The 24925-nt window shown below is 62.0% G+C and carries 14 protein-coding genes; 7 read left to right on the top strand and 7 right to left on the bottom strand.

Features of this window, described 5'->3' with window-relative positions; translation table 11 throughout:
- Positions 1-7: 7 nt before the first annotated feature.
- From J2808_RS21390 to J2808_RS21410, 5 genes are read left to right on the top strand one after another with little or no spacing between them, the layout of a single operon-like run.
- Positions 8-2872, top strand: coding sequence for a helicase-related protein (locus J2808_RS21390; RefSeq protein WP_309820726.1), 2865 nt, complete (start codon positions 8-10; stop codon positions 2870-2872).
- Complete coding sequence (locus J2808_RS21395) at positions 2872-7503, top strand: Eco57I restriction-modification methylase domain-containing protein (protein WP_309820729.1); 4632 nt, start codon at positions 2872-2874, stop codon at positions 7501-7503. The genes J2808_RS21390 and J2808_RS21395 overlap by 1 nt, the downstream gene beginning before the upstream one ends.
- Positions 7503-13868, top strand: a complete 6366-nt coding sequence (locus tag J2808_RS21400; protein WP_309820731.1) for a DEAD/DEAH box helicase — start codon at positions 7503-7505, stop codon at positions 13866-13868. Before J2808_RS21395 ends, J2808_RS21400 begins: the two co-directional genes overlap by 1 nt.
- A gap of 1 nt (position 13869) precedes the next feature.
- Positions 13870-16173, top strand: coding sequence for a 3'-5' exonuclease (locus tag J2808_RS21405; protein WP_309820733.1), 2304 nt, complete (start codon positions 13870-13872; stop codon positions 16171-16173).
- 43 nt (positions 16174-16216) lie between these two features.
- Positions 16217-16654: a hypothetical protein gene (locus tag J2808_RS21410; RefSeq protein WP_309820735.1), complete on the top strand. Its 438-nt coding sequence runs from the start codon at positions 16217-16219 to the stop codon at positions 16652-16654.
- A gap of 69 nt (positions 16655-16723) precedes the next feature.
- Here the strand turns inward: J2808_RS21410 and J2808_RS21415 are convergent, their stop codons facing one another.
- Positions 16724-18172: an HNH endonuclease gene (locus J2808_RS21415; protein ID WP_309820736.1), complete on the bottom strand. Its 1449-nt coding sequence runs from the start codon at positions 18170-18172 to the stop codon at positions 16724-16726.
- 399 nt (positions 18173-18571) lie between these two features.
- Here J2808_RS21415 and J2808_RS21420 point away from each other — a divergent pair, with 399 nt between their 5' ends.
- Together J2808_RS21420 and J2808_RS21425 are read left to right on the top strand one after the other, a co-directional pair.
- Complete coding sequence (locus tag J2808_RS21420; protein ID WP_309820738.1) at positions 18572-19075, top strand: hypothetical protein; 504 nt, start codon at positions 18572-18574, stop codon at positions 19073-19075.
- Between the two features lie 241 nt (positions 19076-19316).
- Positions 19317-19583: a MerR family transcriptional regulator gene (locus J2808_RS21425; RefSeq protein ID WP_309820739.1), complete on the top strand. Its 267-nt coding sequence runs from the start codon at positions 19317-19319 to the stop codon at positions 19581-19583.
- Positions 19584-20180: 597 nt separating this feature from the next.
- Here the strand turns inward: J2808_RS21425 and J2808_RS21430 are convergent.
- From J2808_RS21430 to J2808_RS21455, 6 genes are all read right to left on the bottom strand, one after another.
- Positions 20181-20441 carry a helix-turn-helix domain-containing protein gene (locus J2808_RS21430; protein WP_309820741.1) on the bottom strand — a complete coding sequence of 87 codons (261 nt, stop codon included), beginning with the start codon at positions 20439-20441 and terminating at the stop codon, positions 20181-20183.
- Positions 20442-20596: 155 nt separating this feature from the next.
- Positions 20597-21328: a DUF3800 domain-containing protein gene (locus J2808_RS21435; protein WP_309820743.1), complete on the bottom strand. Its 732-nt coding sequence runs from the start codon at positions 21326-21328 to the stop codon at positions 20597-20599.
- 462 nt (positions 21329-21790) lie between these two features.
- Positions 21791-22012 carry an ATP-binding protein gene (locus tag J2808_RS21440; RefSeq protein ID WP_309820745.1) on the bottom strand — a complete coding sequence of 74 codons (222 nt, stop codon included), beginning with the start codon at positions 22010-22012 and terminating at the stop codon, positions 21791-21793.
- A gap of 97 nt (positions 22013-22109) precedes the next feature.
- Complete coding sequence (locus J2808_RS21445; RefSeq protein ID WP_309820747.1) at positions 22110-23552, bottom strand: hypothetical protein; 1443 nt, start codon at positions 23550-23552, stop codon at positions 22110-22112.
- Positions 23549-23902, bottom strand: a complete 354-nt coding sequence (locus tag J2808_RS21450; RefSeq protein ID WP_309820749.1) for a hypothetical protein — start codon at positions 23900-23902, stop codon at positions 23549-23551. The genes J2808_RS21445 and J2808_RS21450 overlap by 4 nt, the downstream gene beginning before the upstream one ends.
- Before the next feature lie 212 nt (positions 23903-24114).
- Positions 24115-24915, bottom strand: coding sequence for a hypothetical protein (locus J2808_RS21455; protein WP_309820751.1), 801 nt, complete (start codon positions 24913-24915; stop codon positions 24115-24117).
- Positions 24916-24925: the final 10 nt, after the last annotated feature.

Raw genomic sequence — 24925 nt, forward strand, 5'->3', positions numbered from 1 at the left:
GTGTCACTTGACCATCACGAGAACCACTGAAACTGAGCTCAACGTTGCGCCGGGTTCGGTGGTCCGTGTCCGGGACGAGGACTGGCTCGTTACCAGCGTCGAGAAATCGGTAGACGGCACTCTCATAAGGGTCCAGGGCCTCAGCGAGCTCGTTCGGGACACCACTGCGGCCTTCTACTCCGCGCTGGATGCCATCGAAGTTGTGGACCCGGCAAGGTCCAAGGTCGTGGCCGATGACACGCCCAACTACCGCCGGGCTCGATTGTTCCTGGAGACCACCCTGCGCAAGACGCCGACGCCCCAGTCGGCGGAGTACCTGACCGTATCCACCCGTATGCTGTCGCGGAACCTCAAGTACCAGCAGATCGCCGTCGCGAAGGCCCTGGACACCAAGAACATCCGCCCGCGCATCCTCATAGCCGACGCGGTGGGCCTCGGCAAGACCCTCGAGATCGGCATGATCCTCAGCGAGCTGGTCAAACGCGGCCGCGGAGAACGCATCCTCATCGTCACCCCGCGCCACGTACTGGAGCAGATGCAGCACGAGCTCTGGTGCCGCTTCGCTCTGCCGTTCGTCCGACTCGACTCCGCCGGCATCCAGAAGATCCGGCAGAAGCTCCCGGCCACCCGCAACCCCTTCACTTACTACAAGCGCGCCATCATCTCGATGGATACGCTTAAAAGCCCCCGCTACCGGGCCCAGCTCGGGAAACTGCACTGGGACGCGGTGGTCATTGACGAGGCCCACAACGTCACAAACACCCAGGCCATGAACAACGAGCTCGCCCGCGTGCTCGCGCCAAACACCGAGGCCCTCATCTTGGCCTCCGCTACCCCCCACAACGGGCGCAACGAGTCGTTCGCGGAAATCCTGCGTCTGCTGGACCCCACCGCTGTCCGCCCAGATGGCACCTTCGACCCCAAGCACGTCGAAAATCTCATCATTCGCCGGCACCGGCACAGCCCCGAGGTCTCTCAGGAAGTCGGCGCGGACTGGGCCGAGCGTGAAGAACCGGACAACAGGCTCGTCTCCGCCTCTGCGGCGGAGAACGCCATTGCGGAGGAACTCTCCGACGTCTGGCTCTACCCGGAGGGCAAACCAGCCCCCTATTCGGGCCAGAACGGTGCGTTGTTCTCCTGGATCCTTGCCAAGGCCTTCCTGTCCAGCCCTGCCGCGCTTCTCGAAACCGTCACCGAGCGCCTGAGAAAGCTCGACGCCGATTCCCCCTCCGAGGCCAAGGAAACCGAAGCGCTCAAACGACTCAGCAAGCTCACCGAGGCCGCCAACACCGGCGAATCCGCCAAGTACAGCGAGCTAGTCAGCTACCTGAAGAAGATCGGCGTCGGCAAAGGCTCTCCGAAGCGGGCCGTGGTCTTCGCCGAGCGGGTCGCCACCCTGAAATGGCTGCAGGAAACACTACCAAAAGCGCTCAGCCTCAAGCCGGAAAACGTCGGCCTCCTGCATGGCGGCCTCAGTGACGTCGAGCAGCAAAGCATCGTGGATCAGTTCAAGCGCGGAAACAGCCTGCTGCGGGTTCTTGTCACCGGCGACGTCGCGTCTGAAGGCGTGAACCTGCACGCCGAATGCCATCATCTGATCCACTTCGACATCCCTTGGAGCCTGATCCGGATCGAACAGCGGAACGGCCGCATTGACAGGTTCGGCCAGCGCCAGAAACCGCAGATCACCACCTTGCTCCTGAACCCGCACAACACTCGCTTTTCCGGTGACATCAAGGTCCTGACGCGTCTTATGGAACGCGAGTATGAGGCGCACACGGTCCTCAACGATGTCGCCTCCCTGATGGGGCAGTACAGCGTCAAGCAGGAGGAAGACGCCATCCGCGACGTCCTGCTGGGCAAGAAGGACTTCGAGGACGTTGTCGGAGCGCCCGACGCCGAACCAGACACGGGCGATCTGTGGGGCTTCCTCGACTTCGAGGCCTTGAAGGACGGCGCGAAAACCGAGACCATCCCGGTCGAGAAACCGCTCGGTCTCTACTCCACGGACCTGGACTTCCTGGACGAAGCCCTCAACGAGGCTTTCGGTGATCCGCACAAAGTCCTCGGCTGGACCGTCCACGCCGGACACGGCCTCGCCGAACTCAACCCGCCCATCGACCTCCAGCACCGCCTGGGCTACCTCCCGCAGGATTATCTGTCCGAACGGAGGGTCACCGAGCGCCTCAAACTCGCCACGACAGTCGACGCCGGCACCCGGGAACTGAACCGCGCCCGCGAGTCTGATGACATGAGCTGGCCCGAGGCACACTATCTCGGCCCGCTCCACCCCGTTCTGGACTGGGCCAGCGACCGGGCCCTGTCCTCGATGTCCCGTAGCGAAGTCCTCGTGGTCCGCGGCGACGTCGACGCCGCCCAGGTCCTGCTCATGGGAACGTTGATGAACCGCCGCGGTCAGGTGGTCTCCAAAGCATTCATCGCCGTGGACTTCCCTGACCCCTCCAACCCGACGTTCTGTCTCTCGGAACCCCTCGGGGATCTGGGCGAGCACCTGAGCAGCATCGGCGTCGACGCCAAGGCGACCAACCCCGGACCCGTCACGGTGAACGGGCTGCAGACCCTGCTGTCACAGGCAGTGGAGAGCGCCCGGCATACCATGCAGCTGACCTTTGAAGCAGCTGCCAACTCCGCCAACCAGCGCCTGCAGGCATGGAAAGACCGGGCCACGGGCTGGACCCAGCTGTCCTTCGACTTCGCCCAGCGGGCGGAAGTGAAAAAGCAACGCGAGCGTGTCAGCGAGGAGCAGCGCATCGCGGAATCGCTCGCCCCGGCCCAACGCCTGGTCCGCCCCCTCCTGATCGTCGTTCCCCGCGCAACCCCTGTCGCCGTCCCGGAAGGTGCTGACCAGTAATGCCCTCCTTTGATTCCATCGTTGTAGGCGAAGACTGGATTAGCGAACACTTCTTCACCACGGACTCCACTAAGGAATCCTTCCAGGCCGAGGTCCTCAAACTCCGCAAGTCCTGGGACGATGCGGCCAAAGAAGGCCAATCCACCACCCTGACCCGCTTCGCCGAGGTCCGTGGACGCCTTCAGATCCTGCTCGCCGCGCTGTCGGAAGACCCGGCGGGCGCGTCCAAGGCCTACGCACTCCTGCGCGGCGCCCTCGGCTTTAAGGGCCCGACGGCGGCCGTCACCTTCGAACGCAGCGGCACCGAAACGCTTGTGCCCGGCGTGTGGGCAACGGAGAACTCCGAGGTCCTGTTTATCGAGGCCGCCCCGGCGGACGCGCTGGAAGACATGCTGTCCACGGTGCTTCCGCTCGGGCGGGTTCTGGTGGATGGCAAAGAGCCGTCTCCGGTGCTGACGGTGGCGAAAGCCGTTTCCGAGGCCTATCTTTCGGACAAGGCCCCGAAGTTTGTGGTGATCATGGCCGGCCGCTGGGTGGTGCTGACTGAACAGGAACGCTGGGCTGAGGGCCGGTACCTGGCCGCGGATGCGCTCCTGGTCGCCGACCGCAACGACACCAAGAAGAACGCCGAGACGGACCGTTTCCTGGCTATCTTCGGCCGCGATTCCCTCATGCCGTCGCCGGACGGTTCCATTTGGTGGGACGGCGTCCTCGAAGCCTCTGTCAAACACACCGTGGGCGTATCCCAGGACCTTCGCGAAGGCATCCGGCGCTCCATCGAAATCATCGCCAATGATGTCCTGGACCGCCGCCGTGCAGCGGGTCTGGGCGTGGAGGACGTGGATGGTCAGGTCCTGGCCCGCCAGTCCCTGCGTTTCCTCTACCGGATCCTCTTCCTGCTCTACGCTGAGGCCTCCCCGGAGATGGGCGTCCTCCCGGTTGGTGCCGGCGAATACAACGAGGGTTACGGCTTGGACCGGCTGCGGGAACTGACTCTGGTCAACATCCAGTCCCCGGAGTCCCGGCGCGGCACCCACATCTACGAATCCCTCGCACAGCTGTTTCACCTGGTGGACAACGGCCACGCTCCGGCAGGAGCGAATCCCTCCGAGGATGCCTCGGGCGAGAACGAAGGCCTGGTCTTTCAGCCGCTCAAGGCCGACCTCTTCCACGACGCCGCGACGTCCTTCATCAATGACACCAAGCTGAGCAACGCCGAGCTGCAGCGCGTCCTCCAGCACTTGTTGCTGAGCAAAGAAGCCAAGGGCAAGGACCGGGGTTTCATTTCATACGCGGAACTGGGCATCAACCAGCTCGGGGCCGTCTATGAGGGCCTGATGTCCTACACCGGATTCATCGCTGCGGAGCCCCTGCACGAGGTGGCCAAGGACGGGAACCCCGACAAGGGTTCCTGGGTGATCCCGGTGGACCGGTCCGAGTCCATTGACGCCAAGCACTTCGTGGTGGAAGAAGACGAACGAACGGGGGAGCGGCGTCCGGTCTTGCACCCCGCAGGCTCGTTCGTGTTCCGGCTTGCCGGCCGCGAACGCCAGCAGTCCGCCTCTTATTACACGCCTGAGGTGCTGACCAAGTTCGTCGTGTCCCAGGCGCTCGAAGAGCTGCTAGACCAGAACGAACAAAAGACCCCAGCCGACGACATCCTGAACCTGACCGTCTGCGAGCCAGCTCTGGGGTCCGGCGCGTTCGCCCTGGAAGCTGTCCGCCAGCTCGCCGACGAGTACCTGAAGCGCAAGCAGGATGAGCTGGACGTCCGGATCCCCGCGGACGGATACCCCGAGGAACTCCAGAAGGTCAAGGCGCAGATCGCCCTGCACCAAGTCCACGGCGTGGACCTGAACTCGACCGCGGTGGAACTAGCCGAGGTCTCGCTCTGGCTCGACACCATGGTGAAGGACCTACAGGCGCCCTGGTTCGGGCTTCGCCTGCGCCGCGGCAACTCCCTGATCGGCGCCCGCCGGGCCACGTACTCCCGGCAGTCGGTGAATGACAAGTCATGGCTGAAGAGCGCCCCGCAGGACGCGCCCCTGCCCGGCCTCCTCGAGGCCATGACATCCGAGACCGACGATCCCAACGTGGTGGGCCGCATCCACCACTTCCTGCTCCCGGCTGAAGGCTGGGGCGCGGCCGCCGACGCCAAGGAGGTCAAGGGCCTGGCAGGGGAGGCGCAGCAGCAGCTCAAGGCCTGGCGCACCAAAATCAAGTCCAGGCCCAGCAAAACGCAGATCGACCGTATGGTGAACCTCGGGCGCCGGGTCGAATCCCTGTGGATGCTCACCCTGCGCCGGCTGCAGGTCGCCGAGACGGAGGCCCGCCGGGACATCAACTACTTTGGCAAACGCCCGTCGGGTACTGACCCTAGCGATGCAGGCACCCACGCCCAGGCCGTCACCCGCGAGCAGATCGAGGAGACTCTCAACGATCCTAACGGCGCTTACCAGCGCCTTCGCCGGGTGTTGGATGCCTGGAACGCGCTGTGGTTCTGGCCGCTAACCGGGCGCGCGACCGGCGGGGCGACACCGCCGACACTGGACGAGTGGCTTTCAGCTCTGGAAGCGATTCTTGGCCTGCAGGGCAAGGAATCGAAGATGGCAGGGCAGCAGACCTTTGGTGCGGCATCGACCTGGGAAGAACTGAACGACGCCGAAAGGGCTGACCTTGAGTTTGCCCTGGTGGCCGACCTCGACATCGCCAAGAAGCAACACGCGTGGTTGCAGGTGTGCGAGAACATCGCCGCCGACCAGGGCTTCTTCCACTGGGAACTCGACTTCGCTTCGATCTTTGGACGCGGTGGATTTGATCTACAGGTGGGTAACCCTCCGTGGGTGCGGCCAGACTGGGACGAAAACGCTGTATATGCGGAGTTCGATCCGTGGTGGCAGCTGAACGACAAGCATACGCAAGCGCAGAAGGCCGAAAAGCAGCGCTTGGCCAAGGCGGATCTCATTCAGGTTGAGTTCATGTGTTCTCAAGCTGCCGGGATCGTGGGAGTGCGGGAGTTTCTGACGTCGCCCGCGTCATACCCCATCGTGGCTGGCCTTCGTCCGGACCTCTACCGTTCCTTCATGGAGCGGACTTGGAGGTCCGTTTCCCAGACCGGAGTAGTTGCTCTGCTTCACCCGGAATCGCACTTCACGGAAAAGAAAGCTGCGCATCTTAGGGCCGAGACTTACCGTCGCTTGCGCCGGCATTGGCAGTTCATTAACGAACTATCGCTATTCGAAATACATCATCTTGTGACCTACGGTGTGCACATATACGGTATGCGTCTCGAATCCCCACGGTTTAGAATGGCGGCGTCTCTTTACCACCCGGATACGATCGGTCGCTCTGAGGTCCACGACGGATCCGGCGAAATTCCAGGTCTCAAAGACGGCGACGGAAAATGGGATACCCGACCTCATCGGGAACGCATCATCAACGTGGACGAATCCGTTCTGCGCGTATGGGCTGAGATCCTCGACGAACCGGGAACCCCCGCGGTCCAAGCCCGCATGGTGTACCCCGTCAACCGGGCCAGCTCTCGGGTACTGGAAAAACTCAGCAAGGCGCCACGCGTTCGTGAGCTGAGGCTGCAATATTCATCCGGTTGGAACGAGACGACCGACCGGAAGAACGGATACTTCGAGGTTGGATCTGCTGTGCCCGACTCATGGGACGACGTCATTCTCCAGGGCCCGCACTTCACCGTCGCAAACCCCTTTACCAAGCAGCCCAACCCCACGATGAAGAACAATCTTGACTGGACCGAAATTGATCTCGAGGCGCTGCCCGGAGACTTCATCCCGCGCACTAGCTATCAACCGGAGGGAGATCCTGGTCGATATGCAGACGCGTACGGATTCTGGTCTGGACCGGAGGGGGAGCTCAAGGAAGTGAGGTCTCTAGCTCGGTTAGCTTGGCGGAACATGGCAGCGATTACCGGCGTGCGCACTCTAAATCTGTCGCTGATTCCAGCTGGTGCGGCACATGTCCACGCGGTTAATTCGGCTGGGGTGGCGAGCGCGACTAAATTCTTGGGTCTTATGTCTGTGGGTGGTTTCGCTTCGTCCCTCGTTGCAGACTTCCAGGTGAAGGTTGCGGGTGCGTCTAAGATCGGCGGCGATGACCTAAACCTCCTACCTATCCGGCTAGAATCCGCGGCTGCCCGCGAGCTTGCGAAGAGGTTCATGCTCTTAACCTGCCTCACGGAAGCCTTTGCGGAACCGTGGGCTGACAGCGGACTCTTTGATGGCGGTCCTTGGACACCGGAAGCCCCTGTAAGAATTGCCGCTGACCGAAGACTGGTGCAGATCGAGATTGACGCGCTCGCGGCACTCATGTTGGGTATCACGAGCGATGAACTGTGCATCATCTACCGAACTCAGTTCCCGGTCCTCCGTAGCTACGAACAAAACGACCTCTATGACGCCAACGGCCGCAAGGTCCCCGGTGACATGAGCCGCCTCTACCGGAAAGTCGGCGAAAGCCTCACCCATGAGGACCGCACCTGGACGCACCCGCAGAGTGGCATCGGCTACGTCTTCGAGTTCCCGTTCCAGAGTTTTGACCGCGAGGAAGACATGCGGAAGGCCTACGCGCACTTCTCGAACATGCTGGGGGAGCAGTCCTGATGTCAGAGCTTCTGCCCACCACTCAGGCCGGGGATCTTCGCCGCGGGCTCTCCGACTATCTCGCCACGACGTTCGCGCTGACGGACGGGAACGCACAGTCAGCCATCAAGGACTTCCTCGCGGACCCAGAGGAGGGGCTCTTCAAGGGCGCCTACGTCCGGCTGCGGCTCCCATTCGAAACCGCAGAACCTGGCTGGCGCGAGTGCCTCGACTGGTACGAGGGCTTCGAGCCTTACGGCCACCAGGCCAAGGCCTTCCAACGGCTTAGCAGCAAGGGCATAAACGGTGCGCGCCGTCGTCCCGGGCCGACCTTGGTCACTACCGGTACCGGGTCCGGTAAGACTGAGGCGTTTCTCTACCCGATCCTCGACCATGTGCTCCGCGCCAAACGCGAGGGCATCACCGGGATCAAGGCGCTCATCCTCTACCCGATGAACGCCCTCGCCAACGACCAGGCCAAACGCCTGGCCGAGTTGCTGACCACCCACGCGGAGCTGTCCGGTGTCACTGCCGGCATCTACACCGGCCAAAAGGACACCAACCGCACCAAGGTCGCCCGGGACGGCCTGATCAATGACCGCGAGGTCTTCCACCAGGACCCGCCGGACATCCTGCTGACCAACTACAAAATGCTGGACATGCTCCTGCTCCGCCACACCGACTCGCCCCTCTGGCAGAAGTCCGGGACGAGCCTGCAATACGTGGTCCTGGACGAATTCCACACCTACGACGGTGCTCAGGGCACCGACGTCGCCATGCTGCTGCGCCGGCTCGGGCTGACGCTCAAGAGCTACTGGCCGGACAACCTGACTGACCATCCCCACGGGCTTAGCGAGGAAGACCGGGCCCGTCCGCTCGGCCGGGCCACACCCGTCGCCACGTCCGCAACGCTGGGCAGCAAAGGCGACCCCGACGCGATGCTCCGCTTCGCAGAGACTGTCTTTGGGGAGGTGTTCCCGCGCGACTCCGTCGTCACCGAATCCCGGCTCGCCCAAGAAGCCTGGACAGAGCTCGGCAACGGAACCCTACAGGGCCGGGACCTGAACGCCATCGCCCTCGACATCACCACCACTAACAACGCCGTCGCGGATCTGCGCGCGGCAGGCGGCGGCCCGGAAGCCGTCGTCGGGCCCATCTTGGACACGCTCTTCGACGAACGCCCCGCAGACCTTCTGGATGCGATCCGCACACACTCGCTGACCGCCGCCCTGCTGACGCATGCGAGCACCGCCGTCGCACTTTCGGACCTGACGAATGCCATCTTCCCGTCCCATTCGTTGCCTGCGGGGGTGAGGCCGGACGGGGCGGAAGAATTTATCTCCCACGTCATCGCACTGCTCAGCCACATCCGCGCCCGCCACGGCCGGGCCGCCCTGACCGTGGAGACGCACCTGTGGATCCGCGAGATGTCCCGCGTGGACGCCGCCGTGGACGTGTCACCGAAATTTCGTTGGGCGGACGACGGTGTGGATCAGTCGCCCGAGATGTACCTGCCAGCGCTCTATTGCCGGCACTGCGGCCGCTCGGGGTGGGGCGCCGTCCTGGCCCCCACCGGCCTGGACCTGGAACTTGACGACTCCAAGATCCGCGAAGCTCGCGTCACCAACAACCCCCGCTTCCGGACCCTCATCTCCGCCGCCGCCGAGGCGGACATCATCGAATTCCGCCAGGACGGCTCGGAGCAGGTGCAGGGCCTGCACTGGCTTCACACGGTCAACCGTGGCCTTTCCACCATGCCGCCGACAGCAGACAGTGCCGATCTCGCTGAAGGGCGGATCATTCCCGTTCTGATGCTCACTGGGCAGGACGCGGACGACCAGTCCAAGAAGGACGTCTGCCCGTCCTGCCAGGCCAAAGACGGCATCGCCTTTATGGGCAGCGCCATCGCCACCATGCTCTCCGTGAGCATCTCGAATCTGTTCGGCGCCGAGGGCCTGAACGATGAGGAAAAGAAGGCCCTCGTCTTCACCGACAGTGTCCAGGACGCCGCGCACCGGGCCGGATACGTCCAGTCCCGCTCCCACACTATGACGCTCCGCACCGCACTGCGGCGAGCCCTCGGCGAGCAGCCGGCCACGCTCTCGGAACTCGTCGACGCCGCGATTGCCCGCGCGGATACACCCGGGGGGAGGTACCAGCTGATCGCGCCCGAATTCGTGGACCGGCCAAGCTTCCAGCCCTTTTGGGACCCGAAGGCAGCTCCCGCGGAACGCGTCCGGGCCCGGCGCTTCGCCAAACGCCGGCTGCAGTTCGACGCCCTCTTGGAGCTCGGCCTCCAGTCCCGGACCGGCCGGACCCTGGAACTTACCGGGTCCCTGGCCGTCGAAACGGACGCCGGCAACCCCACCCGCATGCTCTCTGTAGCCCGGAAGGCCTACGACTCGACTCTTCACCAGACCACGGTCGGGGAGACCGCGCCCACGCCGAAGCAGTTGCTGCAGTGGATTCGCGGCACCGTGGAAAGGGTCCGCCTTCAGGGCGGCGTCCATCACGAATGGCTCAAAGGCTACATCGCGACCGACGGCAAACGCTGGCAGATCTGGGGCGGCCGGCCCAAGGGTGAAGGCATGCCAGCATTCCCCTCCGGCCGGCCGGCGCCGGCCTTCCCTAGGATCGGCAGCGCCGCCGCAGCCACCGAAAATCTGGACGGCGTCACGTCCTCGGCCTCCTGGTACGCACGATGGACAGCCCGTTGCCTCGGCGTGGCCCCCGCCGACAGCGGCTACCTGGCCAAGGCGCTCATCACAGCACTCTCTGATGACGGAACCCTCGGCAGCTCGAAGACGAACTCCGGCGCAGATGTCTACTGGCTCGACCCGGAGAAAATCGTGCTTTCCGTCCCGGAGCCCGAGGACCTGGCCGCAGGACGCCACACCGTCCAGTGCAAGGTGTGCCAGGCCATCACCCCCGGGAGCCTGACGGTCATCGACCAGCTGGTTGGGGGGCCCTGCACCTTGGTCCGCTGCAGCGGGACCCTGCAGCGGTACGCCGCCGACGCCCGCAACTTCTACCGGGACCTGTACTCCTCACGCGAGAGCAAGCGTGTCGTGGCTCGGGAACACTCTTCGCTCCTCGACGCCCCCACGAGGATCCTCTACGAAACGCAATTCAAGTCCGGCGCCGACAAGCCGCAGGCGCCCAACGTCCTGGTCGCCACTCCCACGCTGGAGATGGGCATCGACATCGGGGACCTTTCATGTGTCATGTTGGCGTCGCTGCCGACGTCCGTGGCGTCCTATCTGCAACGGGTGGGCCGGGCGGGCCGACTGACCGGCAACTCCCTGGTCCTCGCCTTCGTGCGTGGTCGCGGTGAGCATCTGCCCAAACTCCACGAACCGCTCTCCGTCCTCAACGGGGAGGTCCGGCCGCCCGCGACCTACCTGGATGCCGAAGAAATCCTGGGTCGCCAGTACGTGGCCCACGTCGCGGACCGGTTCGCCCGGGCTGCGGGCCGGCCGCACCCGGTCGACGCCATTCAAGCCCTCGGAAGCGTCGCGCCGGGATCGTTCATCGGGGATCTGATCGAGGACGCTATGGCGAACGCCCCAGCCTACCTGGTGGAGTTCCTGGACCAGTTCGGCGAACGGATTTCCGCGGACAGCGCCGCCCGCCTGACAGCGTGGGCGTCACAGCACGACGACGGCGAGCCCAGCGGCCTCGCCCGTCACCTCGTCAGGGCGGCGGGGGAGTGGAGCGCCGACGTCGTCGAACTGGACACCCGCCGCAAGGAAATCGGCAATGCCCTGCCCGAGCTCGAGGCCGCGGCCGCCCAGGCGGAACGGCTGGACGACAAGACCTCCGACGCGCACCAGGCCGTCCGGACCGCCAAGGCCACCCTTAAGATGATCCGGGACCAGCTCAAGCAGCTTCGGGGCCAGTACTGGATTTCGGTCCTGGAGGCCTACGGTGTGCTGCCCAATTACACGCTTCTGGACGACTCGGTCAGCCTGGACGTGGGGCTGTCCTGGAAGGACGCGGACACACAGGAATTTGTCACGGAGACTGTTACATACAACCGTGGCGCCTCAGTGGCCTTGAGCGAATACGCACCGGGCGCCACGTTCTACGCGCAGGGCATGGAAATCCTGATCGACGCCGTGGACCTTGGCCCCCAGCAAAGCCATATCCAAAAATGGCAGGTCTGCCCGCGATGCGGCTGGATCAAGACTGACCTGGGTGCCGCCGTGGCTGTGCAGAACTGTCTGCGCTGCGGCACCTCCGCGATCGCGGACATGGGCCAGGTCCTCGACGTCGTAGTCATGAAGAAAGTCTCCGCAGAAGTCCGCCGGGACGAGGCCGCGATCAACGACCGCCGCGACAACCGCGTGCGGGAACGCTTCACGATCGTGGCCGCGGCCGACATCGACCCGCAGCACCTGAAGAAACGCTGGTTTGTGGAGGGCTACGACTTCGGCGCCGAATACTTCAACCGGGTGGCCATCCGCTGGCTCAACACCGGACGGTCAGCCTCCAACGGCGGCGTGCGGACCATCGCCGGCGACGACGTCCGAACCCCGATGTTCCGGCTGTGCTCGTACTGCGGTCAGCTGGACCAGTCCTCCAAGGAGAATCTGCCCACCGAACACCGGTTCTGGTGCAAATACCGCAAGGCAGCCCAGGAAAGCGTCAAAGAAGTGGTGCTCGCCCGGGAACTGAACACCCAAGGCGTGGTGCTGCACCTGCCCCTCGACGTGACCTACGGCGACGACTTCTCGATCCCCAGCCTCCAAGCAGCCATGCTGCTGGGTCTCCAGAAAGTCCTGGGCGGAGCCCCGGACCACCTTGGAGTGCTGCGGATCAACGATCCCGCGCACGGCGGGAACCGTGTTGCCTTGATGCTGCACGACAAAGTCCCAGGCGGCACCGGCTACCTGGCCGAGTTCGCCAACGCTGAACGGGTGTGGGAGCTGCTGCTCGCTGCGTGGCAGACCGTACGCGACTGCAGCTGCCGTTTCGAGGAGCGACTGGCGTGCCATCACTGCCTGCTTCCCTTCGCCGATCCATGGACGGTGGACAAGGTGGCCCGGGCCAGCGCCGAACGCCTGCTTGGCTTGCTGCTGCGCTCCGGTGAGGCCGCCACGGACGGCGCCGCACCGCCGTCGTTCTCCGACTGGACTGTCACCGAGGAGGCGCCCGACGCCGAGACCTCGATTGAATCGCTGCTGGAAAAGCGGTTCCGGAAGGCCTGGATGGACCGGCTCAAGGCGGTGGGCGCACACACGAAAGTAACCCCTGGTGCGCTGGCGGACACCATCACCTTCCGGATCCCCGGGCAGCAGTTCCAATGGCAGCTCATCCCGCAGGTGGATGTCGCCGGATCCCGCCCCGACTTCCTGCTGAAGGGGCCGCCGGACCCTAACTTCCCCGTGCTGGCGATCTACACGGACGGATTCACCTTCCACGCGTCCCCGGAACACAACAGAATCGCGGACGACGCCACCAAGCGCGACAAGCTCCGGCACAGCTCTGAGCTATCCGGGGCTACAGTGCCTTGGGCCGTGACGTGGCAGGACGTGGAAGCGTTCGGAGCCGGCCGCGGCGCCGATGTTGCGCTGCCTTCCTGGGGCAATGCCAAGCTCAACGCGCAGCTCATGGCCAACTATCCCGTGAATGCCGGGATCATGGATCTGCTGGGTAGGGACGCGATGACCATGCTATGGGAGTGGGTCAACCGGCCGGATCCCGAGGCCTGGGCGAACTTCTCGGAACTTGTGCCGCTCATGCTGATGGCGCAGCGGCCGGAGCCCGGCGATGCCGACGCGATGTACACGCACGCGGCGGAGCTGTCCCAGGGCGCGAAGCCGTCCTTGCCTGCTGGCACCGTCACGGCCTGGACCTACAGCTTGGGGAGCCTGGGGTTCGCGGCGGCCGGGTCGCCCAAGAGTCTGTCCACGATCGCCGTCGGCCTGTGCCTAGACGACAGGGCGCAAACGGTCGGTTCTCCCTCACATGAAGCATCCTGGCGCGAATGGTTGCGGCTCTCCAACCTTCTGGCGTTCAAACCGATCGGTCTGACGATCGGGTCGGTGATGTCTACGGTCAGCTCCGGCGGACCTGTCGAGCAAGAGGCCGCCCGGCTGGAGATGTCAGACGGGCTCAGTCCAGCCTGGAACGAGCTCCTGGAGCAGGCCACCGAATTCGAAAAGCTCGTCTTGCTGGCTATTGCCAATGCGGACATCAGTGTCCTGCCCGAACTCGGCTTCGAGGTGGACGGCCTGCCGGTCTCGATAGCCTGGCCCGACTACCGGATTGCCGTCGTGCTGGACGGCGACGACGGGCGTGCTGAACTTGAGGCTGCCGGTTGGGCCACCGTGGGGACTGACGTTGACGATATTCGTGAACTGCTGAAGACGAAGGGAGCTTGATATGGCGCTGGTGACATGGATCAAGCAAAAGGACAAGATCGACGGCACTATGAAGAACAAGGTGTATTCCTTCTTCGAGAAGCTCCAGAAGGATGACACCGCGCCCGGGCTCCACATCGAACCCATGCACGCGCCCGCTGACCCCCGCGTGCGGACGGGGCGGATCGACCTCAACTACCGGGCCGTGCTTTTCAAGGTCGCCTTCGACACCGTCCCGCACTACTTCTATTACGGCGCCTGGCCTCACGACGAGGCAATAGACATCGCCCGCTCGAGCGTGCTTCAGGTGAACTCCATCAACGGCGTCCTAGAGGTCATCAGGGCGTCCGCGCCCGATAGTGATCTGCCCTCTGTTCCGCCCGCTACTCCTGCCGCGCCGGAAATTTCCGATGCTCCGACGCCCGAGCCAGACGTCGAGGCTCAGGTGCCCGATGAGGAGCATGCGTCGCGCCAGGAAACGCCTGGAACCTGGATCAACCCTCTTCTGGGCTGCGGCATGGATCCAGCTGAACTTGTTTCAGAACTTGGCCTAGCCGCAGATCTTGTAGGCCGAACATTCGCATCGTCATCTGACGAAGAACTCCTGGATGTCCTGGACGCCGCGCCGGAGTGGCAGGCGACTGCCCTCCTCGAACTGGCTGCCGGCACCTCCGTCCAAGAAGTCCAGGACAAACTCGCGTTGAGCCGCTACGAGGACGACCCGCAGGCGACAGAAGAAGAGAAGATCCGAAAGTCACTCGAGCATCCCGCAACGAAGATGCAATTCACCTTCGTGGGCGACAACTCGGAAGAGCTCAAAAAGGTCATCGAAGGTGGAGACTTCGACTCGTGGCGCACCTTCCTTCATCCCGAACAGCGCGTCTACTCGGAACGTCGTTACAACGGCTCCTTTCGTCTCTCTGGAGGTGCCGGAACGGGCAAGACCGTGGTCCTTCTCCACCGCGCGCGGATGCTTGCCACGGCTGAACCGGCATCCCGAATTATCCTGACCACCTATACAACGACCCTTGCTGATTCGCTTGAAAACGGACTGTCGAAGCTGGACGCCGACCTTCCCCGGGCGGCAAAGCCAGGAGCGCCCGGCATCCACATATCCGGTGTGGATTCCCTCGTTAACAAGGTGTTCCGAAGTGCGAAGGAAATCGAGCAGCGCCGCGCCATGAAGGATCTCTTCGGGCTCGAGGTTTCTGCGCTGGGGAAGATTCTGGACACGGATGGTGCCCGCCAGCAGTGGGAGTCAGCCCTGGCCGACGTCGATCACCAGCTGGAACTGGAGCTCGCCAACCCGACCTTCCTCCAGCAGGAATACGAAACGGTGATCCTGCCCAACATCATCAGCGGCAAGGACGAGTACCTGAAGGTACCCCGCGCCGGCCGTGGCACAGCCTTGAACCGGGCGAAACGGCTTGCTGTCTGGAAAGTCGTGGAAGCCTACCGCTACTACAACCGGATCGAGATGCATGCGTCGTTCGTGGAGTTGGCGCACCTCGCTGCTCTAGTGCTTCGCCAGGGTGCGTCGGCCAGCGAAGCCCGTCTCCTTGATCATGTACTGATTGATGAAGCGCAGGACTTGCACGCCGGCCACTGGCTGTTTCTCCGGGAGCTGGTCCAGCGGGGACCTGATGACCTTTTCATCGCGGAGGATTCGCATCAGCGAATCTACGGCCAGAAGGTTCCGTTGTCCCGCTTCGGAATCGGCATCGTCGGACGTTCGCGCAGGTTGACGCTCAACTACCGCACTACCCGGCAGAACCTGGCCTACGCCGTCGGACTTCTTCGCGGAGCTCCGGTGACGGACATGGAAGGCGAACATGAGTCAATCAATGGCTATACGTCTTCACGGGTAGGGCCGCGGCCGGAACAAATAGCATCCGCCTCGATCGCTGAGGAACTGGACAACCTTGCTGACTGTCTGCGGAAGTGGAAAGACGAAGGGGTGTTGCTGGAAACCGTCGGAATCCTGGTCCGCTCCAATTTTCAGATCGGCAAAGTCATCAACGGGCTGAACGAACGCCATCTCGAAGCCAGGACGGCGAGTGCAGCGACGGTGCCTGGCGCGCCGTCGGTATTGACGATGCACCGGTCGAAGGGAATGGAGTTCACCAGGGTAGTTCTTTTCGGGGTTTCGGACCAAACGCTGCCTGCTTCATATCAGGTCAAGGATCTGGCCCCTGCGGAGCAGGCCGATGCCATACTCCGGGAACGATCGCTGCTGTACGTTGCGGCAACACGTGCCCGCGACGGCTTAGTGGTGTCGTGGAGCGGGAGGCCGTCGGAACTCTTGGGGGCCACCCGAGTCGTGTGAGGCGCAAAACGCCTCTTTGTCCGTTGTGAACTAACCTGGCGTCATGCTCACATGGTCACATTTAGCGGTCGGCCTCATCGTGGCCGGAGCAGTTGCAGTGCTGTTCGGCATTGTCGGCGGAATAAGGTCCACGCAGATCGAACTCGACCGGGCCAAACGTGCTGACAAACTTAGACGAACCCTGAATGAGGTGAGCAAAGAAGACTCGAGGATGGATCTGATCTTCCCTCCGGGTCTGGGGAAGGACGACAGGGAAAGCCGCATTGAAGCTCATAATAGGGCTTGGGAGGGTTACCGTCGCATCGCCGCCGCAGCGAACATAAGACTCGGAACAATAAAGGAACTAAACGAGGATCCTTTCGGCGAAGAATCTGCAATCGCAGGAATTCAACGCCAAGTTAAGGGACTTCTCGGTGACTTAGTTTGGGTGGGCCTCGGAACCATTCTCGCTGCGGCCGGCAGCCTAGTTTCCATGATCTAAATTTCAAAGCGCGTCGTTGCGTGCATTTCGGCCGCTCTCGGGGCTGATGCAGGGTGCAGTTGCTCAAAGCTAGGCCGTTCCTGGCTGTTTGGACGCCCAGCTGGTCCATACTTTGGACAGGGCTTCCTGGTGTGGTGCGCGCGGTAGGTGGAAAAGGTCTGAGCGGTGGATCCCCAGGTCGAAGAGGGACGGCCCTTCGCTTGCCGCGTGGAGCTTCAAGTCCGTGTCAATGCACCAGTAGCCTCGGTCGAAGGCGAGGTGGTGATTTGCGCAGAGGGGTAGCCCGTTGCGCGCGTCATCGCTTCCACCCAGCTTTTTCGACAGCAGGTGAGCGGCCTGTAGGAGACCTTTGACGTTGAGACCGCACACTGCGCACTCGGCGCCGTAGCGTTTGTAGACGTCGAAGGCAAAGCGGACCTGGTTAGGCCGGTTCCGGCGGGCGCTGAATGTCGGTGCGGGGTCGGTGTCCGTCAGGTCGAAGCGGTCGACCAGTTCGTCCTGAGGTGGTGGCGGGGGAAGTGGTGCCCGGGTGAAGGTGATCAGGAGCACGCGGTTGCTGTCATCGACGTCTTCGATGTAGCCGCGGTGGACGGTCCGGTTGGTGGCTTTTGTTCCGGGCCCGATTACGAAGACGGGGAGCGCGGCGCGGTACGCGGCTTTGGACGCTTCGATTTCGGATTCGTCGTGGCCTGAGCGGCCGGTGGTCGGGTAGTGGTAAATTACGCCCGTTTCGGTCAGTTCGTCGTCGTAGTGCCTGCCGGTGTGGAGGAATGAGAGGGCAATGCCTTTCGGTGTGTCCGGCGTTCTGGTCTCTGCGCTGGGAACGTAAATGCCAGCTTGGTTGCCGTAGATGTTGAGTTCGCGCAGGCGCCCGCGCGGCACGTCCTCGGGACCGCCGCTGGCTAATAGTGCCGTCCACAACTGTTCGCGCCGGTTGAATTCCTCGTCCGGGTGAAATGCCATGGAAACAGCCCTCAAAGTGACTTTTTGCGCCACTACGGACTCTTTGACTTTCGGAAGTACTGACGGAATTTCGACCTCGTCAAACGGGTCCCTGAACAGTTGGTCTTTGGCATCCTCGGGACTCGCCGCCGGCCCGGGCGCCTCAACTTCTGCCACCGCTGCAACCGGGTTATTTGTTCCAGGACTGTGTGCGCTAACCGATACCGGCTCTCCGGGCTTTTCGTCGGCGAACCGTGACGCCCGTTCCTGCCTGGCATAGTTGCGGGCCGTCTCCGCTCCCGCCCGGGTAATCCGCCACGTCATAGGATCAGTGCGGGCAAGGAGGCCAATTTCCACCATGTGATCACGTATGCGGCTGACTCTCACGCCAAGCTTCAAGCCCGCATGCTCACCCGACCAGGGATAGAGATCGAGTTTGCTCCAAGAGAACTGCTTTCGGACTTTGTCCAGGGCCGCGGCGGCGGACATGTGACCTGACTTCGCCTCCATGAGTACGACAAGGATGCGTTGCTGCACTTCGTCATACGTTGTGAATTCGGGCTTGGGCTCATCCATAGAGAAATCATGCGTGATGGGGCGGACATTTATGGCCGACAGCTTCCGGCGGCGTGTCACTTGTTGATTTGCAGCGCTCCACCTGCGTCCGGTGTTGGGCCAAAGCCTGCGCAGTCCCGGCCGACACTCTTGATCGAACCCATCGATTCCCTTAACCGATTTCGGCCGCTGGCTGGCTTGCCACCGAAAACACCACCTTGTCTGACAGGGGCACGCCCAATTATGGTGCCAGCAGTAACAAGGGTTCTCCGCCCGTCATCTGACCTCGTCAGCTCACTGGGCCGCCCGCTGGCATGGGCGACATACTTTGCTGGTGGCGAACGCGCAGGTCAGCCGCCGAACGTCACAACTACGATCACAAGGGGGCGTCCGCCTCAAGCATTTGACCAGGAGGAACAGATGAGCGAAAACGACACTGAGCAGATCGAGCTGAGCGACGAGGCGAAGACAAAGCTGCAGCAGCGCAGGGAAGGCTTTGCGGCCCAGTCCTGGTACGAGGTCGACCCTCGGCTCACGAACGTGCTGCATCTCGTATTCGGGGTCAACATGGAAGCGGAGGACGGGTCGATCGACATGACCGTGGTTGTCGATGGCCAGATGATTTCCGGCAAGGTCGTGTCCGAAGCCGCTTGGGCGAAGGCGCAGGCTGAGTCCATCCGTGAAGCCAGCGATTACCTAGGGAAGGGCCTTGACTCGTTCCAGGAACTGAGGGCAGAACAGACAAGCCAGCGTGACCAGGACGTGGCCGCAAACCCGTTGCTGAAGGGCCAAGTGCGGTACGTCCACTTCAGCGGGCCCAAGGTTCATAACCACGGCGGAATCCCGGTCACCCTTCCGCCGACTCGGGTTGATCTCCGTAATGTATCCGCATGGTCGATCGGTAGCGTCAACTACGAGGGGTAGGAAATCCGTGGTGACTGGCGGGCGCCCGTGAGGCGTTGCTCGCCAGTCACTAGATGGCTTTTAGCGCCGCCAAGGTCCTACGTGCTGTCGTCGCGGGAAATGAAGGTGTCCAGAATCTCGTCTATGCGGTTACCAACGGGGAAGCCCGGCAAGATGTCCTTGTCCACCCGGCGCTGCACCGTGGCTGTGAAGTCACTGCGGCTCAGCCCGTGCGGGCCACCGCGGACCTCTGCGTCAGGCCATGGCGGCCCCGCCTCCGCTGGTGGCCTACCTGACGTCCCGAGAGCTGGCCCAGATGCTCCAGGCGTCATATGAGACTGTTCGGCGGCGTGTTGCGGCGTGGGAGTGGCCGGCGGTGATGATCGGCCGCCAGGCCCGCTTCGGGCCCGAGCAGATGGCTGCCATCCGAGAGAGTCTGATCCGGCGCGCCCCAGAGCCGCTGATCTGCAGCCGGGAGCGCCGGCAACGGAATAAGCGGCTGCGCGCACTCCACACTGGCGGTTATTGATCAGTTCAGCGGGAACAACGCCGCACAGGTCCCTGCGAAGCTTCGCGCCAAGCAGCAAGATTTCACTGCCTGGCGCGAAGAAAATCGCCGGAAGAAGCTAGCTACCGGACATCACTGACCGTCCGTTAGGACGACGCCGGCTCGTAGGGCTTCGCGTCAGGCGCAGCTTCTACAAGCGCCCCACTGCGGATAAGTCCCTCGTGCCCAGCAAGTGCATCAGAGTTACCGCGGAACCGCGTGCCATCGACAGCGTGCCAATAGTTGGGTGAGAACTCAACGCTGACGTACCAATGCTTCCCGTTGGGACTGCCGACATTCACCATCTGCAGAACCCCACTGTCGAGGACGTTGTACGCCCACTCTGGTCCGGACTCAACGATCATCGATCCGTCTGCAAGCTTTGCGGTAAAAGACATGTTTGGGTCCCCCTCACTCGATATCGGAACCACCTCTTGGCCCCTGAATGACTCTAGCCGCGTTGACGCGGCGGCGAAGGCATTAGAGGCCCGGACTCGAAGCAGACCGTGGTCACCCGGTGCTCACTCAGCAAAATTCCCAGTAACACCATGGGATTTGGCGCTGGCTGCTGATAGCGAATCAGACGCTTTCGCCCTCATCGTCCGGGATCTCGCCGGCAGCGATTCTTTCTGCCGTGATCTTGTACGCCTGGGTGATGTAGTCCTCTACGTCGGTGGCGGCCACTCTCCAAATGCCTCGGCCGCCGATCTGGATCCCACGAAGTTCACCAGTCCGCAGGAGAGAGCGGACAAGCGGCTGTCCGACGCTGAGTTCCTCAGCCACCTGCTCGATGGTCAGGAAGCGGCGCTTTGGCTCGTCGGTCTGTTTCTGCGAACTCATAGCTTCCATCCTGTCTCATCGAGGTAGGCGACAGCGGCTGTTCAAATGGACCCGGAGCTGGACAAGCAGTGCTTGAACTGACTAAATTAGATATTGCAGGAAGCCAGACTTCCCGCACTGCCTTAGACCCCGCCGAGTGCGGGGTCTTCGTGCGTCTAGGGCCAAATACGACTACCACCGCGATTTACCGTCCTACGTATGTCGGCCCATAAAAGCGTCTTCTCGTCCTCTGCCCTGGCGTCCTGTTCCTTGACAGTCTTCCTCCGGTTGTAGAGGTAGGTGATGAGGTCAGAGGCTTGTAGAGCCCTGCTGGTTTTCGAGTCGATGAAGTCAAAGCTCTGGTGAATGTTGACGAGTTTGCTGCTCTTGTAACCGTAGGTTCCCCACGCCTGGTAACGGGTGAAGTTGCTTCGGCTAATTCCTTCCGTGTGGTGCTCGTCAGCAAAGATCTGGACTTGTTTGGCTTTCCTGCCCGCGCAGTCGTTGACACGCTCGAAGAGGTGGCTGAAGGCCAGTTCCCTCGCCGGCGTGAGAGTGGGATAGCCGCGGGCCGCTTGGGCGCCAACATCGATTCCCTCTATGTGCATGCACGCTCCCACGGCATCTATGGCCCTTAGTGCTTCGTGATAAATACCGAAGCGCAGACGAAGTGGGATGTTCTTCCAGGATCCCCTGCCGGCCATCAACTCGTAGGCGTGCAACTCTGTGTCTGGTCTGATCGCAGGGTGAGTCTGACTGTGTTTTAAAATAACGCCGTCGAGGGCGTCCTCGATTTGGCACTCCTGATCACGCGTGCAGACGAGAGCGCCGAGGAAGTAGTAGTTCTCGTTCCGTTCGGACTCGTCTACGAATGCTGCAAGCACTATGCCCCCAAAGCCTGATTTCAAGGATGAGCTCTAATGCTACCGAGGCGCGGATGGCATGAACGGCACCTTATGAGCGCGGCCACGGCAGCTTTCTGACGAGGGCCGTCCTGTGATCACCGTGTGAGCACGCACCACGTGACTACCTATTAAACGTGAGATCCGAGGCAAAATGTAGCAACGGGTGTAGCAACGCATCAGAATCCTGGGTCATCCACCTGCGTCCACCACGGCCAACTTCCGCTAGTTCTAGCCGTCTTTAACACAGTGCTGGACGTCGGCCGACGCCCTGCCCATACCTGGGGGTCAAGGGGTCGCAGGTTCAAATCCTAGAATCACCCCGCAGGAGCCGGCCTGCCTATAGGGAGCGTGAGCGCATGGACGTTACTACATGATGGATAGGCCAGACACCCGGCCGGCCAGGACGGCGAAGAGGTTGTTGGCTGCCTCGGGATCGATGGCGACGGTGAGGGAAATCATCGATGATCAACAGGTCAACGTCCGAAAGTTCGTTGAGCAGCTTCTGGTGTCCGATTCCGTCGCCCCGGGCGATGACCTCCGCCGGGTGAGATCATCCATCCGGGCATAGGCGACGGTGTGCCAGTTCTGGCAGGCCGCGATCCCGATCGCAGAGGCCAGGTAGGTTATGCCTCCGCCGGTGGGTGAGATGAGCAGGACGATCGTCGCCCGCCCCCGCCGGACAAGCACCTCTACCGGAATTCGCCTTCTTCAACCCAACACGCACTACCGGTCAATGAAGCCCTAAAGCTTCCATCGCCGACAATTCAGCCGCTGAGCGATTTCGTTAGTCGATAACGTTCAGCAGCCGCACACTCGGAAAGACTTCCCTTAAGGACCGGAGTGCCCCCTCATCAAGGTCACGCACACCCTCATCCATAAGGATGTCCGAAATGCGGAAGAAATCTGAGAGAACCCCGGCGCAGTGAGGGTCTATGTCGCTTGCCCTGAGAAGTAACAATTCCGTAGCGACAATGTCCCCTTCTGCGTTTGTCCAGCCATGCTGTACCGATAGGGCTGCCTTATTTAGTGGGCCCACATCCACAGCGTTTCCTGGTGTTGTTATCAGCCGTATGGGCGGGGTGGGAAGGCGATCCACCGATTCAAGGTAAGGCAAAGGACACAGATAGCTGGCAGGATCGTTCAGGAAATTAGCGACGATCTTCTGTTTCGCATCCACGAACTGCGAGAAAAGCTTGACCATTTCTCCAAGAAGTGGGTAGCCACCATTGTCGTCGCGCTTTTTCATCAAACTCGTGAGGAATATCTTGTCCTCCTGCAACTGAGTATCCACTGCTGCGGCAGTGTCTTCTGCGTTGATTAACAAATCGAACACAGCGACCCAGTCAGACGGCGCCATAGAAGGCAATCCTCCTAATCGTTTTACGGCGATGCATAGTTTCGAGAATCGAGCAGCAGGAGAACTCTCCTCCCCTTCGAAGTAGGCCCCCATGTTTGCCCAAGTCATGGCCCCGCAAGCCAAGTCCGTTCCGAGATCCCTGGCGAGAAAGACCCACAGGTCGTAAGCACGGAGATAGGAGGGCGAGTGGCTGGCCACTCGGTCGGTCAAGACGGCGTAGGCCTCCTCTCCGAAGGCCGACCATGCCTCTTGGCGCTGAATGGTGAAAGCTATCCCCTCGCGTACATCCTGGGAGCTGATTGGCCAGTCATCAGCCTCCCATAATGCGTGATGCAGCCCGGCCCTGCAGAGCAGGCTCGCAGTGGCCGCCGAGGTGAACCCCGTTGCGTCCGACTGCTCGGGGAGGTTCGACGGCCTGGCCGTCAACCGACCTGCTTGCGGTAGGAACGGAATGTCGGGAAGGGCAAGGGGACCCACGAGCTGTATCAGGGGCTTGAGGTACTCGTCTCGGGCGGCCGCGTCCATAGCTGCCCATCGCCCCAATGGCACCGGAAGAGCATTGATGGCTTTGGCCGCCGCCAATCTCCTCGCGTGGACAAGGAGGCTAAGGCAATTAATGGCTTCCGAGATGCGCCGCCGAAGCACGACGCTCCCGCGCGGCGAAATAAGGAAATCATGAAAATGTCTCACCTCATGTGAAAGCACAGTTGCAAACGCTGCTTCCTCGAATTTCGACACGTTATCAGCAGCGGTGAGCCCGAAGGCTGCCTCTGAGGCGGGACTTAAATTCAAAGTGACACCGATAAAGCGACCGTCGAAGCTTCCAAAGTGCGGCGCGGATTCCTCCCCTAGGTCTGGCTCGACCGTCATAACACTCCCGTGAGCTTCTTGAGCATTTCGCGGATCTCGTCGTCACTGAGTTCCCTCGTCGGTTCAATCGAGATCCTGCCGAGGGGCGTCTCCATGACTACCATCTGCTTCCTCTTGCGTCGCAAGAATCCCAGAGCTTCCGGTATCAGCGGACCTGCGAAAAAGAGTGCCTGAACGATGGCGACGACCTCGCTGACCTGGCCAATATCGAAGTTCAGCTTCTCGGGATTCTTGACCGGTTGCTGCTCAGTCGTCTCGACAGTCTCCTCGAATGTGAGGCGTTCCTCCACTTCTCGGACTGTTTCCGAGTCGGTTACGATCCGCAGCCTAATCCCGCTCAAGTCGTTCATCCCCTGTCAGCAAGTCCGTCTTCATACCTGTATACGCTCCTGAGCAGGACCTAGGGAAGGCTCCATAGCCGACGCCGATAAGTTCGCTCAGACATCCGTACTCGCGAAGGGTCTACGCGCTTCGGGTCAGTGCCGAGACGTCACCTACAGCCACAACAGCCTCATGTAGCAAGCTTCCTGCCCACGGACTTTCGAGCGGCGTACATACTGTTCTACTTATTCTGCTCGCCGTACCTGGCCCGGATGGGAGCAACGATAGTTTCAAAGTACTGACGTCGATCTTTTGCCCAACGTGTAACGGCGGCATTCGCGGGGCTAGTTGGGTGTTCCGCCTGTCCCAGGACACGAAGGGCGAATTCAACACTGGAATGTGATTCGGCGGAATTGAACCGTGCGGCTTCGGAAGACGTAACGAGCCCAGAGGGATGAGGAAGCGGCGCCTTTGGCTCCGAATAGGGATGCACGGCCTCGTTGCGCTGTTCAAAGAGGCGCCTTAACCCGGCCGAGAAGGTCTCCACCTGCTCGTCTTCCCAGCCGAACGCCACCGCGAAACCTCTGCCAATGTTCTCGTGTGCAGAGTCAAGGCGCGGCTTTTGCTCGTCGATTAGATACTTGATGTCCTCGTAAAGGGCCTCTACTGTACATGCTGCCGCAGTAATAGCCACCAAGGATTGCTGTAATTCTTCGAGTAATGCATCGTCATTGCCACTCACTATTTTTTGGAATGCCAGCTGGGCCTTGGTTTCGCTTTCCGCTGCTATTTCGATCCATAGTGCCCACATCACCTGATGCATCAGTACACCCACTCCAGGCTGGCGCTTGCCGAGCTGTATATCCTCCTGTCTGTGCTTCGTCCGGAAAGCCGAAAACTCAGCGGTAATGCGATCCCGTTCCTCTTGGGACGTGGCGGCTGCCTTTTGAGCTTCATACGCTTCGGAGGCAGCACGCATTGTGTGAGCGCGCTGTACGGTTTCCCGACGCTCACGTTCCCTGTCATTCCTCTTGGGCACCATCCACTCAGTC

Source organism: Pseudarthrobacter sulfonivorans, from assembly GCF_031454915.1.
GTDB classification, from domain to species: domain Bacteria; phylum Actinomycetota; class Actinomycetes; order Actinomycetales; family Micrococcaceae; genus Arthrobacter; species Arthrobacter sulfonivorans_C.